13 protein-coding genes and 1 riboswitch are annotated in these 15,218 nt (G+C 40.5%); of the genes, 6 read left to right on the top strand and 7 right to left on the bottom strand.

Annotation, left to right across the window (positions count from 1 at the left end):
* Positions 1-32 precede the first annotated feature (32 nt).
* From CWB80_RS04550 to CWB80_RS04560, 3 genes are read right to left on the bottom strand one after another with little or no spacing between them, the layout of a single operon-like run.
* Positions 33-2,819 (bottom strand): Mks condensin complex protein MksF, encoded by a 2,787-nt coding sequence (locus tag CWB80_RS04550; protein ID WP_138600505.1) that lies wholly within the window; start codon positions 2,817-2,819, stop codon positions 33-35.
* Positions 2,819-3,364 carry a condensin complex protein MksE gene (locus CWB80_RS04555; protein ID WP_062564547.1) on the bottom strand — a complete coding sequence of 182 codons (546 nt, stop codon included), beginning with the start codon at positions 3,362-3,364 and terminating at the stop codon, positions 2,819-2,821. Before CWB80_RS04555 ends, CWB80_RS04550 begins: the two co-directional genes overlap by 1 nt.
* 2 nt (positions 3,365-3,366) lie before the next feature.
* The gene (locus CWB80_RS04560) at positions 3,367-4,641 is read right to left on the bottom strand and encodes an MksB family condensin complex protein (RefSeq protein ID WP_138600507.1); all 1,275 of its coding nucleotides are present in this window, start codon (positions 4,639-4,641) and stop codon (positions 3,367-3,369) included.
* A gap of 148 nt (positions 4,642-4,789) precedes the next feature.
* Here CWB80_RS04560 and nhaD point away from each other — a divergent pair, with 148 nt between their 5' ends.
* Positions 4,790-6,040 carry a sodium:proton antiporter NhaD gene (nhaD, locus tag CWB80_RS04565; RefSeq protein ID WP_054551492.1) on the top strand — a complete coding sequence of 417 codons (1,251 nt, stop codon included), beginning with the start codon at positions 4,790-4,792 and terminating at the stop codon, positions 6,038-6,040.
* An 88-nt stretch (positions 6,041-6,128) separates the two neighbouring features.
* A riboswitch (Lysine riboswitch) is annotated at positions 6,129-6,301 on the top strand.
* 81 nt (positions 6,302-6,382) lie between these two features.
* The gene (lysC, locus tag CWB80_RS04570; protein ID WP_138600509.1) at positions 6,383-7,762 is read left to right on the top strand and encodes a lysine-sensitive aspartokinase 3; all 1,380 of its coding nucleotides are present in this window, start codon (positions 6,383-6,385) and stop codon (positions 7,760-7,762) included.
* On the opposite strand, the gene CWB80_RS04575 is transcribed toward lysC, so the two are convergent.
* Entirely contained in the window at positions 7,739-8,476 is a 738-nt protein-coding gene (locus tag CWB80_RS04575) for a 4'-phosphopantetheinyl transferase family protein (RefSeq protein ID WP_138600511.1), read from the bottom strand. The two genes, lysC and CWB80_RS04575, sit on opposite strands and share 24 nt — an antisense overlap.
* A gap of 147 nt (positions 8,477-8,623) precedes the next feature.
* On the opposite strand from CWB80_RS04575, the gene CWB80_RS04580 reads away from it, so the two are divergent.
* From CWB80_RS04580 to CWB80_RS04590, 3 genes are all read left to right on the top strand, one after another.
* Positions 8,624-9,949 carry a sodium-dependent transporter gene (locus CWB80_RS04580; RefSeq protein WP_138600513.1) on the top strand — a complete coding sequence of 442 codons (1,326 nt, stop codon included), beginning with the start codon at positions 8,624-8,626 and terminating at the stop codon, positions 9,947-9,949.
* A 67-nt stretch (positions 9,950-10,016) separates the two neighbouring features.
* Complete coding sequence (locus tag CWB80_RS04585) at positions 10,017-10,616, top strand: SMI1/KNR4 family protein (protein ID WP_138600515.1); 600 nt, start codon at positions 10,017-10,019, stop codon at positions 10,614-10,616.
* 59 nt (positions 10,617-10,675) lie between these two features.
* Complete coding sequence (locus CWB80_RS04590) at positions 10,676-11,137, top strand: hypothetical protein (RefSeq protein ID WP_054551487.1); 462 nt, start codon at positions 10,676-10,678, stop codon at positions 11,135-11,137.
* A 38-nt stretch (positions 11,138-11,175) separates the two neighbouring features.
* Here the strand turns inward: CWB80_RS04590 and CWB80_RS04595 are convergent, their stop codons facing one another.
* Positions 11,176-12,159 (bottom strand): 2-hydroxyacid dehydrogenase, encoded by a 984-nt coding sequence (locus tag CWB80_RS04595; protein ID WP_138600708.1) that lies wholly within the window; start codon positions 12,157-12,159, stop codon positions 11,176-11,178.
* Positions 12,125-12,640 (bottom strand): glutathione peroxidase, encoded by a 516-nt coding sequence (locus CWB80_RS04600; protein ID WP_054551485.1) that lies wholly within the window; start codon positions 12,638-12,640, stop codon positions 12,125-12,127. The genes CWB80_RS04595 and CWB80_RS04600 overlap by 35 nt, the downstream gene beginning before the upstream one ends.
* 114 nt (positions 12,641-12,754) lie before the next feature.
* On the opposite strand from CWB80_RS04600, the gene CWB80_RS04605 reads away from it, so the two are divergent.
* Positions 12,755-13,636, top strand: a complete 882-nt coding sequence (locus CWB80_RS04605; RefSeq protein ID WP_054551484.1) for an NAD(P)-dependent oxidoreductase — start codon at positions 12,755-12,757, stop codon at positions 13,634-13,636.
* A gap of 39 nt (positions 13,637-13,675) precedes the next feature.
* Here the strand turns inward: CWB80_RS04605 and sbcB are convergent, their stop codons facing one another.
* Positions 13,676-15,121: an exodeoxyribonuclease I gene (gene sbcB / locus CWB80_RS04610; RefSeq protein ID WP_054551483.1), complete on the bottom strand. Its 1,446-nt coding sequence runs from the start codon at positions 15,119-15,121 to the stop codon at positions 13,676-13,678.
* Positions 15,122-15,218: the final 97 nt, after the last annotated feature.

Here is a 15,218-nt window from a genome sequence, read left to right on the forward strand (position 1 = left end):
CATTTACAAAAAAGTACTGTAATAGTTTGTAATTAAGCATTGTGTTCCACTTCTATCCAGTCTTTTTCATCGACCCAGTTTTGTGCGCCATCTTTAACAGTGCGAATAGGGACGATGTAATCACAGCTAACTTGTGGTTTAACTGAGGCAAAAATCGGCACAAAGCCAAAGCTAAGCGCTGTTTCGATAATTGCTTTTTGGTTTTGTGGGTCGATATCGGCTGCTTCATCGATATAAATCGGAATACGATACAAGTTTTGTTCTTGGTCGCTTAATAAGTAACGAATAAACAGCATACCGCAAAGTAACTTAATGGTAATACGCGTACCGTTAGAACCGGCTGAATCGATTTTTTCGAAGTGCTCAGTTTCACCAGCACGGTTCACGACTTCAAAACGAATATCGAATAAGTCGGTCAGTGTTAAACCGGCTTTTTCTGAGGCAAGCTTAATCAAATGATCTTTCGCTTCGTTTACTGCAGATTCGCTATAAGGCTCTTGGCTTAATAGGTCTAGGGTATCGCCTTGCTCAAACTGATTTGAGGTACTAATAATAGTATCAATGCTATCAACTAACATCTTGCGCGGAATAACATTAATTTTAAATGCTTGAAGGTTAGAGATACGGTGCTGACTAATCCCTTTATTAAAGCTGTTCATTTCACGGCGTAAGCGATCTAAGTCTTCACGCAAGCCTTTAATGGTGGCGGCTACTTCAGTTAAAGCAACTCGGCCTTGACGCTCAACCGCATCGCGCTCGTTATCAATGTTATGAAACGCGCTAATAAGCTTTTCGTATTTAGTAAACTCATCGTTTTCGTTATCAAATTTAGTAATACCTGCATTGTAAATATGCAGGTAGGTGTTACGTACGTTGATATCAAAGTTACGTAACTCTTGGCAGTCTTTATTGAAGTGGTGAATGAGGTCACTTAAGTTATCAAAATCAATACTGATTTCAATCATGTACGGAGTGACTTTTCCTGAGTAAAAATCAAGCGTGTGATCGATACGTTCAGATTTAACTTGGCGTAAACGGTCAGCTTGGCGCGCAAGCAAATCTTTTTTCGACTTGATAATTGAGCGACGATCGCTGATTGAGCCACTATTCTTTTGAATATCTTGCAGGTAGTCGTCAACTTGTTCGCGCTCTGCATTTAATTGCTCTTTTAGCAGGGTTTGTGCATCAACAGATTGCTGCATCACTTCAAATTGTTCAAAGCGTTTTAACGCTTCTTCTGAAGCCATTAGTTCATCATACAAGGCATCTTTTTCTTTTTGCTTTTCGGCGACATTAGCAGCGACTTCGCGCTGTTGTTTAAACTCTTTCAGTGAGTTTTCAAGGGCAGCAAGTTGCGCGGTTAATTGCTCTTTATTTTCGCCCGTTTGCATTTGCACTGGGCTTAGCTTTTTAAGTTTAATCGTTGCGCCCGGAAGAGTTAGTACACCACCTTTTACGTTAGCCGATAATTGTTCTAAGAACTCACCAAAGGCATCTTCGTCTGTGATCTCAACATCACCATTGCTGGTGGTGGCAAACGATAAAATATCTGGGTTTAGAATACGCGAAATTTCTTCAACTTCTTTTAAAGACAAATCTTCACGCATGCGAGTGAATAAATTGAACTCGAGGTTCTTTAACTGCAGTTTTAAGCTCTTAATTTGCTTTTGTGTTTCGCTGATACGGTAATCTAGCGTGTGCAAGCTTTGCCCTTGAGCACTGCTTAATGAATGCGATAGCGATTCATAATCTTGTTTAAGCTGAGTAAGGCTTACTTTTAAAGTGGCTTTATTAACTAGTTCAAACTCAGATTTAAGCGCTCGATAGTCTAAAAACCATTGTTCAATTTGTGTTTGCTTACGTTCAATATCACGGGATTGCTGAATATACAGCTGCTGCTTTTGGTCGAACTCATGCTTTTCGTGTTCGATATCCTCAAGGGCAATATTTAGCTCAGTGAGTTGGTCTTGTTGATAGGTTTCAAAGTCAATCAGTGCTTGGTCAATTTTTGGCGCATAGGCAGCAAGTTTGCCTTTTAAAACCGTTTGGTTTTCAAGCATAGATTCAAGGGCTGCGATTGGCTCTTGCATTGACTCAAGGGCTTTTAATTCACGTTTAGCGCGATTCACTTTATCGAATGAACGTCGCCATACTTCATAAAAATCAACCCGTGAGTTCGACATATGGCGCTCAAATACGCGTAACATAAAGCGCTTAACATCACTGGCACCTAACTTATGCAAGTTAAGGATACGGCGGAAAATTTCTTTGTAAATTGCTGAATCTTGCACGTTATTGAGGGGGATCATCTTTAAGTTGATATCGCCATCAAATGGGGTTGCGCCACCAGTGAGTAGGGCGTTTAGCTCCTGCGCTTTTAATTCAATTGGATTAAAACCTTGCTCTTTTAAGTGATTAAAAAGCTTGGTGAATTTTACAATGGTTTTGCCTTGAGTGTAGTGTTCAAGGTTTAACTTACCTTGGTAGCAAAAAAACTGATGCGCGTAACCGGCAATTTTACCAAGGCCGGCAACACCAATCACCACAGGGCCATTAGGTAGGTCAGCTTCGAGTAAAATATAGGATTGGTCTGACGAAAAGTAGAATTTTCGGGTTTCGTCTAAATCGTGGCCATCCCATTCTGTTAGACGTAAATCATTAATCAGTGGAAATTGCAGGGCATTAATTACCGAGCTTTTACCGGTATTATTAGGTGCACAAATAGAACTACTTTTATCCAGCGGGATCACGCATTTTGCATAGCAAGCGGTATTTAAAAGCGCAAGTTTGCTGAGTCCGTATAGGCTTTGGCTTTGCATTATTCGTCATCTCCTAAGTAGGTTTCTTCGTTTACTTCCATCAATGCATCGATATAACGATAAATAGGTGCTTGCAGCATAAAGCCGTTTTCTACTTCGCGAGCAAGACCTAAACGCACCATACGTAGGTAGACGTCTTTGCGTAAATCTGAGCCAGAGAATATTTCTAATTGATCAAACAGGTGCTTGTTGATTTGCACTAAGGTTTGCATCAGTTCAAGGTCGTTTACTTCGTCAAACAAGGCACGCATTGGATCTTTACCGGTATTGGCATAGTGCTCAATTAAGATGTAGATAGTCAGTGCGATGGCACGCGAAATTTTACCCATATTTGGGGTGCTTTCATCACTGCCAAAATAGTAATAGCCACGGCTATCATGTTGTAGGTCATGGCCTAGGGCGTTAAATAACGCGCGATAAGCATCAATGTGTTGGTCAAGCTCTTGCCACATCAGCGTGTCTTGTTCGCTAATGTGGTAGCCTGATGTGAGCTTTTTATTAATAGCTTGCAGATGCGTTAAATCATCTAAATTAATATCTGTCATGGTTATTGCTCTGTTGCTTTTTTATCGTCAGCAATCGATGAGTTAAATGGGTAAAGAGAGAAGTGTTGCTGGGCAATTTTTATTTTTACTTTCTCTTGGCTTTGGCTAATTTCAAGGTCGCCATCGCTAATTAATTTTTGATATAAGAACAGCATTTCGTCAGCCTCTAGATCTGGATAGCTTTCATCTAAGAAATTAAGCAGCGGCTGAGCTTTTTTGCTGGCTTTTTTAAAGCGTTTTCTAAATTGTGTTTTAACGTCGTTGTAATCAGGAATATGTGGGCTTTGATAGGCGGGCACATCATCATGTTCAGGAAGCTGATATTCATCGTGCTCAAAGTCAACTAAGCCTGCCATGTAGGCCACAATATGACGTTGCTGACCTAGTGAAAAACGTTGTGCGTCTGAAACAAAGTTAGGCTGTACTGCACTTAACATGTTATCGACGCCATTTTTACGCACTAAACCAAGCACTTTAGCCGCTTGGCGAGTAATTAAGTTGTTGCGGCGTAACTCTTCACGTAACGGCATCAGCATATCGGCGCTTTTACGTAAACTTTCACGGCCAACTAAATGCATTTCTAGAATACGAGTACGTAATTGTTCAAGCATGCGCTTGTCTTGATATGATTTACCAAGGCGGTCAATTTGCTCTATTTGCGAGCTAATTTGCGCTTCGATGGTATTAAAGCAAGCGTGGAAGTCACCTCGAATATCAACCATTTCCAGCATAGGCTCGATGTATTCATCGAACGCTTCAATTACAGCCTGATAGCGTTTTTGCAGTGATTGCACCGCGTTGTCTGCTTTTGCTTGCTCAACAATATTTAAAATTGCGTTTTCATTGTGGGCAAACAATTTCATTATTTTGCGTACCCGATCATCCATAATGCGGCTAAAGCGGCGAAGCTCGTCGTAATCTTCAATTTCACCCGCTTTAGCAAGGCGATTGCCAAGGCGAGCTAAGTCATCAACGAGCACGCTAATCTCTTGAGCAAGACCTAAGTGCTCTTCTTGTAGCAAGAAAGTCGCAAAATCGGCGATCGCGCGGTTTATTTCTAACTGTGATGATTTTGCCAGTGGAATGATAATATCTTGATTCAATAAACGATTTGTTTCTTTATAAATGCGTTCGTTTGACCATGAGGGCTGCTTTTGTTTTATCGCATTTTGTACGTCTTTCAAGCTGAAATCAGCCATCTTAAAACGTTTAAATAGCAGTTCTAACACCCCCCAATGTTCAGTAAGGGTATTTAATAACTTTTTAGCTGGGATCATAAGGCTCCAGTAAATTCAGACTTTGGTGTTGGCGATTAGTAGTAAATTATGTAATTGAGAATAGTTTTATGCTTTCTATGCTGCTAGAATCCGCGCCGAAACACTCGACTTACAATTTTTACATTATTATAAAGGTTGTTCAAACACCATGGTAACCCCACTTATCCTAACCCTGATAGCGGTGGCATTTTTGCTTATCGTTATAGAGGATATTATCCATGTAAACAAGGCCAAAACGACGCTTTTTTTTGGCACTTTATGCTGGATTATCTTATTTATCTCTCCAATTCATGGGCAAAGCCCAGAAACCATACAACATCAACTGGATCACAACATATTAGAAATCGCGACTTTGTGGCTGTTTTTAATGGCTGCGATGACCTTTGTAGCGTATTTAAACTCTAAAGGTTTTATCCAGAATATTGTTCATAAAATTATGCCAAATCAAATCAGTGAACGAAAGCTGATGTTTCTGATTGGTGGTTTTGCGTTTTTATTTTCATCTATTTCAGACAACATAACGGCAACTTTAATCTCGCTTGCGGTGGTGATGTCACTTAAGTTAGATCCTAAAAAATTAATAAAATATGCGACCTTAATTGTATTTAGTGTTAACTCGGGTGGGGTGTCGTTGATCACCGGTGATGTGACAACCTTGATGATTTTCTTAGACGAAAAAGTCACCATTGCTAATCTACTATTATTAATTGCCCCTGCACTGACAAGTGTTGCACTGCTCGCGGCAATGTTGTCGGTGGGTATGTCGGGTAATGTTGTGTTTGAAAAACAAGCTGCCCGTCGTATCGAAAAAACAGATATTACCATTGCGGTTATCTTCTTCTCGACGATTATTGCCACGTTAACTTTGAGTGTGCTTTATAGTGTGCCGCCGCTGTTAACCTTTTTATTTGGTTTATCACTTATGTTTTTGGTTGCGCAATTTTTAATGCGCAAAAAAGACGTAAACAAAAAAATCATCGATTATATTCGTGAAATTGAATACGACACCTTATTGTTCTTCGTCGGGGTATTATTACTCGTTGGTGCATTAAAAGAAGTCGGTATGCTTGCTAAATTTACTCATCTTTATGAATTGATGGCACCAGAATACGCCAACTATTTAATGGGGCTATTATCAGCGGCGGTAGATAACGTACCTCTAACTGCAGCACTTTTAAAAGCTGATATTGTGATGAGCCCTCAGCAATGGTTGTCGTTTACTTACGCAACTGGGGTAGGTGGCTCAATGCTTATAATCGGCTCTGCGGCAGGTATTATTGCCATGAGTAAGGTAAAAGCACTAACCTTTATGAGCTATCTTAAAATGTCGGTTTATTTATTAATTGCTTATACCGTTGGTTATTACGGTTCGCACTTAGCGGGCAGTTTAATTTCATAAAACAACTTGACAGCTAGACGTCTAAACGTTAACTTTCAAAGCCTGCTTTTAACAGCAGGCTTTGTTATTTTAACCAGGTGTTAACTTAACATTCAGAAGAGGTGCGATACTTAGGTAATTAATGTGAGGTGACGAACGCCGATGACCATTAATGAGGGAAGTACTCGCCGAGAAAATTAACCGGACGTCACGGTTATTTTTCGGTTTATGGGGCTGAATCCTCAAAACTGTCACCAAACTAGGTGGAGAGCTTCTGGCATGGACTACTCTTTATTTTCAAAGCACCCCCTTGCCGAGTTCTTCTTGAATTACTGTGGATAGTTTTCCACAAAAGGAGACGACATGAATACCCAATTAGCCGCCAACAGAAAATCAGATTACGTTGTTGCAAAATTTGGTGGCACCAGTGTAGCTAACTTTGATGCTATGAGCCGCTGCGCTGAAATCATTTGTGCTGATAATCAAGTACGTATAGTTGCTGTGAGTGCCAGTGCGGGCGTGACAAACCATTTAGTTGCATTGTGTAAAGCTGATTTGAGTGCGGCTGAACGTGATGAGCACATTACTGGCGTTGTCGCCATTCAAGAAGCAATCTTGGCAGAGCTGTCACTGGACGCTGATTTAGCACATGGCTTTAATGAAACGCTTAAGGCTTTTCAAAAGCTAGCATCAGACGGGGCTAAGTCAGTAGCAGATCAAGATGAACTATTGAGCTTTGGCGAGCGTTTGTCATCGTATTTATTTACTCAAGTATTACGCGGTCAAGGTCTTGATGCGGTGCGTTTTGATGTACGTAAAGTGCTAAAAACAGATAGCCAATTTGCTAAAGCTACCCCAAATGTTGCAGCAACCGCTGCGGCTGCTAAAGAGCATTTAGTGCCGCTACTTGATGACCATGTTGTGGTAACTCAAGGTTTTATTGGTAGCAATGAACATAATCAAACGACCACTTTAGGCCGTGGTGGTTCAGATTACAGTGCTGCATTACTCGCTGAAGCAATTAACGCAAAAAGCGTGCATATTTGGACCGATGTTGTGGGTATTTTCAGTACTGATCCGCGTTTATGCGCTAAAGCAAGCCCAATTGCACGCTTAAGCTTTGATGAAGCGGCAGAAATGGCAACGTTTGGTGCGAAAGTACTGCACCCTGCAACCATTTTACCTGCAAGCCGTAGCCATATTAGTGTGTTTGTTGGTTCAAGCCGTGAACCACAGTTAGGTGGTACATGGATTGAAAAAGAAAAATCTCAGCAACCAGGTATTCGTGCCGTAACACAGCGTAAAAATCAAATTCTGTTAACGGTTAAAAGCCCAGAAATGCTCCTTGCGAGTGGTTTCTTAGCTCGTGTATTCACCATTTTAAGTGAGTTTAATATTTCGGTTGATTTGGTTACTACCTCAGAGATCAGTGTTGCAATCACTTTAGATAACGCACCAAATGCATCACGCCCTGAGCTTGATCAAGCTTGTTTAGATAAGCTTTCTGAGTTTTGTCATGTGTCGGTTGAGAATAACTTAACGCTGGTGGCTTTAATTGGTTCTGAAATTCAATTACGTCAGCAAGAAATGAACTTAATGCAGGTATTGAGTGATTTTAATATTCGTTTAATTTGCCACGGTGCAAGTAAACATAATCTGTGCTTCTTAGTTGAGCAAAGTGAGTCAGATGAAGTCGTGCAGGCTATTCACAGCCGACTATTAGAAAGCCAAGTCGCGGCGTAAGTCGTTAAAATTAATAAAAGAGCACTGCCAGTCAGTGCTTTTTTGTGCCACAACACTTATATCAAACCCTTCAATAGAGTTACTGCTCGCGCTGAAATTATGTTTGCTCAATTCTTCGAATACATTAGGAGCAAGTAGTTTTGCAATCGGCTGAGCACTTGCTTTTGCAAGCGCTTCTTTTAATGTCCAAATTCTAAAAAAGCACTGTGCCTGTTCATCGGGAGCGTCAAAACGGCTAATTAAGTCAACTTCATCTTGATGATAAAAATGCTTTGCGAGTTTGATAAAAGGGCGAGGTTTACTGCTTTGTTCAATATCAAAACCAAATAGCTGCTGTTCGGGGTTAAGGGCTGCGCCAATCAAGCCATTTGAATGTGATAAACAAGCCCACACAGGTTCTCTTCGTTTTGTATGTAATTTGAGCTTGCTGTCTTTGTCATCAAACTGGCTTGATATTTCACTGAGCGCTAAATCGTCATGAGGGTAAGCATGTTGATACAAATACTTTAACGTTAGGCGAGTTGCTAAGTACTCTTGCTTGGCACTAGGCACTTTGCGTTTTTCAAGTACGCTTAATTCAAACTCACTGAGTAATTTATCAAGGGGTAAACTTGCAACATCAATACATGTTGCATCCATAAGCATGATTTTCTTGGCCGTTGTTTGGCGTTGTTGCTCGATGATAAGAGTGTTCGAAAAGTAGTGACTGCTCATGGTTTAACGCTTACACGGGGCTTGAATTTAGTTTTGTTTATTTTTACAGCAAATGCACTTTTATAGGCATGAACAAACGCAAATAGTTTACGCAGTTGACTGTAATTATGGTTTAATGAGGAAAAATAATAACAGATTTGTAGATGTATGGCACAAGTTCGTGACGGCTTTCAAAGCCGATTAGGTTTCGTTTTAGCAGCTTCTGGTGCGGCGGTAGGTTTAGGTAATATTTGGGGCTTTCCAACACAAGCGGCAAACCATGGCGGCGGTGCATTTTTACTAGTTTACTTCATTGTTATCTTCTTATTAGCGCTTCCAGCTCTTTATACTGAGCTGTATTTAGGCCACCAAGCGCAAGCGAATCCAGTAAAAGCATTATCTAATGCATGGCAAGACACAGCGCCTAAAGTGGGCGCTGCAGCAGGCTATATTGGCCTCTTTGGTGCGGTTGTGATGCTTAGCTTTTATTCGATAGTTGCAGGGTGGATGCTCGCTTATGCGCTTGAGCCAGTCGCAAGCTTCTTTGGTTTTACTGAGTTAAGTAACTTTTTACACAGTGACTCTATGGCACGTAATTTTGTGTTTACGCCACTGATGCTTATTCTTACAGCGAGTATTATTTTAAAAGGCGTTAAATCAGGTATCGAGACTTGGTCACGTCGCTTAATGCCATTATTGCTAGTGTTATTAGTGGCATTAATTGCTTATATCGCGACCCTAGATGGTGCGATGGATGGTTTTGCAGCCTATTTAGTGCCAGATTTTACTCAAATTCTTGATGCAAACTTAATTATTGCGGCAATGGGACAAGCGTTCTTTTCATTGTCGTTAGGTGTTGGTTGTATGATGGTTTACGGCTCTTATTTAAAACCAGATGCCAACCTACCTAAATTAACTGGCACTGTGGCATTGCTTGATACTGGTGTAGCCTTTTTAGCGGGTTTATTGATTATTCCGGCTATTTTTGTTGCTCAACATAACGGTGTAGAGGTATTTAGCGGCGGTAAATTGGTGGGTGAAGGGCAGTTAATTTTTGCGATTTTACCTGAACTGTTTAGCACGATGGGCCAAGTGGGCTTACTCGTTGGCTTATTATTTTTTGTATTAATGTCGATTGCCTCAGTGACGTCAACTATTTCATCGACCGAAATTCCAGTGGCATTTTTAGTTGAGAATCACAGTATTGAGCGCAAAAAAGCGACCTTATTTGTAACGCTGATCGTGTTTATTGCCTCATCACTGATTATCTTAAACTTTGACTGGTTATTTGGTTTAGTCATTATGGTACTTACACAGTACCAATTACCTTTAATGGGACTGTTCTATTTCATTACTGTTGGTTGGTTATGGCAGCGTGGTAATAAATTGCATCAAGTATCGAGCGGCCCTCATTATTGGTTTGCCCAGTACATTCGCTTTGTCTGTCCGTTATTAATGACGGCGGTATTTGTGAACGTGGCGTTGTTGAAATAAAAAACTAATACTCACATTTACTCAATCAGACCATCTTAAGTAAAGTCATTTAAAATAAGGATATATTATGAACGAATGGGTTGTTTTAAGAGAAAAAATAGAATCAAAGTTTCCAGCTCTGATAGATGTTATTAATAATGAGTCGAATGTTGAGTCATTAAATAAAATTGCAGATTTGGTTGGAAATACTTTACCTCAATCTTTTGTATCAATATATGCAAATTGTAATGGTCAATTCCGCACTAAGGCTGGTTTCGTTTTTGGCCTTTCATTATTAAGTACAGAAAAAATTATTCATGAGTTAAATGTTTGGCGAGAGATTATTGACCAAGGATTAGAAGGGTTAAATGAGAGTTGTTCATCCCTAACACCTAGCGCTATAAAAATTGAATATGCGAATACTAAATGGTTACCTCTACTTGGAGATGGAGGAGGTAATTTTATAGGGGTGGACTTTGATCCAGGCCCGACAGGAACGAAAGGTCAAATTATCAATTTTGGCCGAGACGAAGATGATAAGTGTGTTTTTGCAAAGTCACTTGATGATTTCTTAGTGCTCCTCACTGAATTACTAAATAGCCCTTCGCTTGTTGAAGAGGAAGATGGCAGTTATTCATACAACCATACACACTTCATAGATGCACTCAAAGAGTTATCTCAAAAGTAATGAAACATAATTTTATTAAAATGTCATAAAATCAATAAGTTAATAAAGGATGGTTAGCTTTGCAAGTGTTTAGAAGAAAAAGGAAGAAGGTTAGCTTTAAATTGCTCAACAGCTTTTTATACAGATTGTTATTTGGTGGTATGTTTGCTTATTATTTAACTGAATTTGCAGAAAAACCATTTTTTATGCAGCTCGGCTTTATAGTTGTATGTTGCATCATTTCTATCATTGTAGACTATTGGATGATAGAGCCAAAAAATTCAGTTGAGGTGTCAATAGACGGTGAAAAGTTACTATTATTAGGTGTTAAAATAGATATTTCCGAAGTAACTGAAATTCTTTACTCACAAACTAAAAGGTTCGAACATACAGTGAGGTTTAGTTATAAAAACCTAACTTACCAAGATTTCGAGCTAGCATCTTCCGATCTAATTGAAGATTTACGATTTTACGACTTTTTGGTTGATCACCAATTACCAGTAAAAATGCTCGATAATAATGAAAGGTTAAACGAGCATTGATGAGCTTAACGCCTGATGAGAAGTATCAAGGCCATTTCTTAAATAACTTCGTTAGTTAATGCTAAGCCTTGGCTTATTTCATTGGCACTTTGTAATGTGGTGCAGGCTATTTCGCTCAGTGCTTCCTGGGTGAAGAAGCCTTGGTGGCCTGTCACTAACACATTTGGAAAACTAATAAGGCGTGAAAAAATATCGTCTTGCATGATTTCTTCACGGTGATCCTTGAAGAATAACTCTGACTCTTGTTCGTACACATCTAGGCCTAGGTGTCCAAGCTTTTTAGACTTAAGCGCCTGAATACATGCTTGGCTATCAAGAAGTGCACCACGAGAGGTGTTAATCAGCATGACACCGTCTTTCATTTTCTCAAATGCGCTAGCATCAATTAAATGATGAGTATGCTCGTTGAGCGGGCAGTGCAATGAGATGACATCACTTTGGGTAAGCAATGTGTCTAAATCGCATAGGGTATAAGGGCCTTCACCAGCCATAGGATCGCACACGAGTACCTTAGCTCCAAAGCCATTTAATATATTTACCAGCGCTAAACCGATTTTGCCGCAGCCTATAATCCCAATAGTTTTTTTAAACAGATTAAAACCAAGTAAACCGTTTAAATCAAAGTTGCCTTCACGTACTCGGTTAAAGGCTTTATGGGTTTTTCGGTTGAGCGTTAGCATGAGTGCAATACAATGCTCTGCTACTGCTTCTGGGCTATATGCAGGGACGCGGCAAACCTTGATGTTATGCTCTTTGGCAGCATCAAGGTCTACATTATTGAAGCCCGCACAACGCAATAAGATTGCTTTAATGCCAACAGCCGCCATATCTGCAATGACGTGTTTGTCGACCGTATCGTTTACAAACACGCACACTGCATCGAAACCTTGGCAGAGGGGCGTGGTATTGCTGTTTAAGGATTGCTCAAAATAACTGAGCGAAACAGACTCAGCGTATTCAGTTAGATTCCTTTCAAAAAACGGTTGCTCATACTTTTGCGCACTGAATAAGGCCAGTTTCATCATTTAAATTACTCTCTATCACCATTTTGAGGGTTTCGGGCTTGGTGCGCGGGGCATATCGCGCAACGAGTTGACCTTCTGAGTTTATAAGAAATTTGGTGAAATTCCATTTAATTGCACGGTTTTGTGCAATTCCACGGGTATGACACTTTAAATAATTAAATAACGGGTGGGCGTCTGGGCCGTTGACTAACACCTTGTTAAAAATAGGAAAGCTGACATCAAAGTGTTGCTGATAAAAGGCTTTAAGTTCATTGCCATCTAGAGGTTCATTGTGGCCAAATTGATTACAGGCAAAACCGAGTACGGTAAATCCTTGCTGTTTATATTCTTGATAGAGTTTTTCAAGGCTTGCCATTTGCACTGAAAAATTACATTTGCTGGCAATATTGACGATAAGCGCTGTTTTACCTTGTAGCGATTCAAGGCTGAAGTTTTCACCAGATGCAAGCTGGGCATTGAAACGATATATACTATCCATGTTTTACCTGTGTGTTTTTAAACGGTTTAAATGAACTTTTTTTCATTCGCTTTTTAGTTATTCGGTTGAGATAATGAAATTGTTACTAATTTATCACTCAAATAGGTCAGTTTTATGTCAATGAAAGTCGCCTTCATCGGATTAGGTGTAATGGGTTATCCAATGGCGGGTCACCTTGCCAACGCAGGTCACAACGTGACAGTTTACAACCGCACAACGGCTAAAGCGCAAAAGTGGGTTTCTGAGTATCAAGGTGAATACGCTGAAACACCAAGTGAAGCAGCAAAAGGGGCTGATATCGTTTTCATGTGCGTAGGTAATGATGATGATTTACGTTCAGTTGTTTATGGCGAACAGGGTGTGCTGGCAAGCATGCATGAGGGCAGCTATTTAGTTGACCACACTACAACGTCAGCTGAAGTGGCACGTGAAGTGGCTGCTCAAGCGAAACTACAAGGCATCGCATTTTTAGATGCGCCGGTTTCTGGCGGTCAAGCTGGGGCAGAAAATGGTGTATTAACCGTGATGGTTGGTGGCGACGAAGCTGATTTTAATGTTGTTCAACCTGTTATGGCTGCTTTTAGCCGTTTTAGCCAATTATTAGGTGAAGTAGGCTCTGGTCAACTGTGTAAAATGGTAAATCAAATTTGTATTGCGGGTGTGGTACAAGGCTTGGCTGAGGGGTTACACTTTGCAAAACAAGCTGGCCTTGATGGTGAAAAAGTAATTGAAACCATCTCTAAAGGCGCTGCAGGTTCATGGCAGATGGAAAACCGCTACAAAACAATGTGGGCTGGCGAATACGAATTTGGTTTTGCTGTTGATTGGATGCGTAAAGATTTAGGCATCGCTTTGGATGAGGCAAAGGCAAACGGCGCAACTTTGCCGATGACGGCAACAGTTGATCAATATTATGCCGATGTACAAGCGTTAGGCGGCGGCCGCTATGACACATCTAGTTTATTAGCGCGTATCGAAGCGTTACATAAAAAGTAATATCCATAAAAAACGCGACAATGATTGTCGCGTTTTTTATTACATGCTTTGTGCGTAATTGTACAACGCTTTTAATATATGCAGATTTTTCTCGTTATCATCATTTTCATGAGCCAGATTTTCAAGAGTGATCATGAAATCTTGGCCACTGATCGACGGGCTATCTTCACCGTGCATTAGCTTGTTTTGGCAATACTGGCGCCATTTTGCTAATTCATCTTGGCTTAGTGTATGTGGCCAGTTTCGAGCGCGATATCTAAATAACAAGGTAGCAAACTTTTTATCATCAAAATCTAGCTGCATTGTGGCTAATTGCTCAGGGCTTGCATCTCGAATAATGGCAAATTTAGCTTTATCTGCATGGCTGGTAAAACCATCATAAAGTTGATAGTCAGGGTTGGTGGTTTCGCCGTAATCACGCTGCTCGTTAAACACTTCGGTTACTTTGTCGCGAAGCTCAGTGTTGGCTTTTAAAATAGCGAGATTTTGTAAGCATTTTTCGCGGTCAATACCCAAACGGGCTGCGTTCTCAGGTAACAAGGTTTTTGCTGGTGCGAGAATAGGGCACTTATTTAAATGCACGAGTTTTAAGCCTACCGGTGCTTCGTCTTCGCCAAGGTCGCTGTGTTTTGTGTAAAGACGCGTGCGTAGCTCTTCAACAGATAAATCTAATAGCACTTGCGGATCTTCAGTTAAATTAAAGCAAATAATGGCGTTTTTATTGACTGGGTGAAAGCTCATTGGTGCAATCCAGCTGGTGCAGCCTTGGCTTGCCGGAATTCGTGACGAGGTGTGCACAAGTGGTGTCATATTAAATACATCAACTAAATCAGCCAGTGCTTTTTTAGCGCGTAAGCTAAAGAAAAATTGATACAACTTAGGTTGTTTTTCTTTTATTAATTTTGCCAACGCTATGGTTGCCGTTACATCACTTAAAGCATCGTGAGCAGCAGCGTGTTCAATGCCATTGGCAACGGTTAAGTGCTCGAGCTTAAAGCTCGGTGTACCGTCTTCTTTGAGCGGCCATTCAATACCTTCTGGGCGCAGTGCATAACAGGCACGCACTAAATCAATAATATCCCAGCGGCTATTATTGTTTTTATATTCTCGCTCGTAAGGGTCATAAAAATTACGGTATAAGCTGTAACGTGTGACTTCATCATCAAAACGGATACTGTTATAGCCCGCAACACAGGTGTTAGGTTGGCTAAATTCAGCATGGATCTTTGCCATAAACTCAGCTTCAACTAAGCCTTTTTGCATTGCAACTTGCGGGGTAATACCCGTTATTAAACACGCCTCAGGGTGCGGCAAGTAATCGGCTGCAGGCTTGCAATATTCAATTAACGGCTCACCAATAATATTCAAATCGAGATCGGTACGAATACCTGCAAATTGACTTGGGCGGTCCTTTTGCGGGCTTGCGCCAAATGTTTCGTAGTCGTGCCAATAAATTGTTGGTTGCTGTTGTTCTGGATATGCCATGCATTAAACCTTGCTAAGCGTAGGGCCGCTTTGACTTATTTTTGAATTGACAGAATTATGGCATAGAGACTTGTTAGTTTATAGAGTTAAAGGTGTT

The organism is Pseudoalteromonas sp. S1650, assembly GCF_005887195.1.
In the GTDB taxonomy this organism is placed as follows: Bacteria; Pseudomonadota; Gammaproteobacteria; order Enterobacterales; family Alteromonadaceae; genus Pseudoalteromonas; species Pseudoalteromonas simplex.

Coding starts and splice junctions, on each gene's coding strand:
- CWB80_RS04550 (WP_138600505.1), bottom strand. CDS start 2,819: ATGCAAAGCCAAAGCCTATACGGACTCAGCAAACTTGCGCTTTTAAAT.
- CWB80_RS04555 (WP_062564547.1), bottom strand. CDS start 3,364: ATGACAGATATTAATTTAGATGATTTAACGCATCTGCAAGCTATTAAT.
- CWB80_RS04560 (WP_138600507.1), bottom strand. CDS start 4,641: ATGATCCCAGCTAAAAAGTTATTAAATACCCTTACTGAACATTGGGGG.
- nhaD (WP_054551492.1), top strand. CDS start 4,790: ATGGTAACCCCACTTATCCTAACCCTGATAGCGGTGGCATTTTTGCTT.
- lysC (WP_138600509.1), top strand. CDS start 6,383: ATGAATACCCAATTAGCCGCCAACAGAAAATCAGATTACGTTGTTGCA.
- CWB80_RS04575 (WP_138600511.1), bottom strand. CDS start 8,476: ATGAGCAGTCACTACTTTTCGAACACTCTTATCATCGAGCAACAACGC.
- CWB80_RS04580 (WP_138600513.1), top strand. CDS start 8,624: ATGGCACAAGTTCGTGACGGCTTTCAAAGCCGATTAGGTTTCGTTTTA.
- CWB80_RS04585 (WP_138600515.1), top strand. CDS start 10,017: ATGAACGAATGGGTTGTTTTAAGAGAAAAAATAGAATCAAAGTTTCCA.
- CWB80_RS04595 (WP_138600708.1), bottom strand. CDS start 12,159: ATGAAACTGGCCTTATTCAGTGCGCAAAAGTATGAGCAACCGTTTTTT.
- CWB80_RS04600 (WP_054551485.1), bottom strand. CDS start 12,640: ATGGATAGTATATATCGTTTCAATGCCCAGCTTGCATCTGGTGAAAAC.
- CWB80_RS04605 (WP_054551484.1), top strand. CDS start 12,755: ATGTCAATGAAAGTCGCCTTCATCGGATTAGGTGTAATGGGTTATCCA.
- sbcB (WP_054551483.1), bottom strand. CDS start 15,121: ATGGCATATCCAGAACAACAGCAACCAACAATTTATTGGCACGACTAC.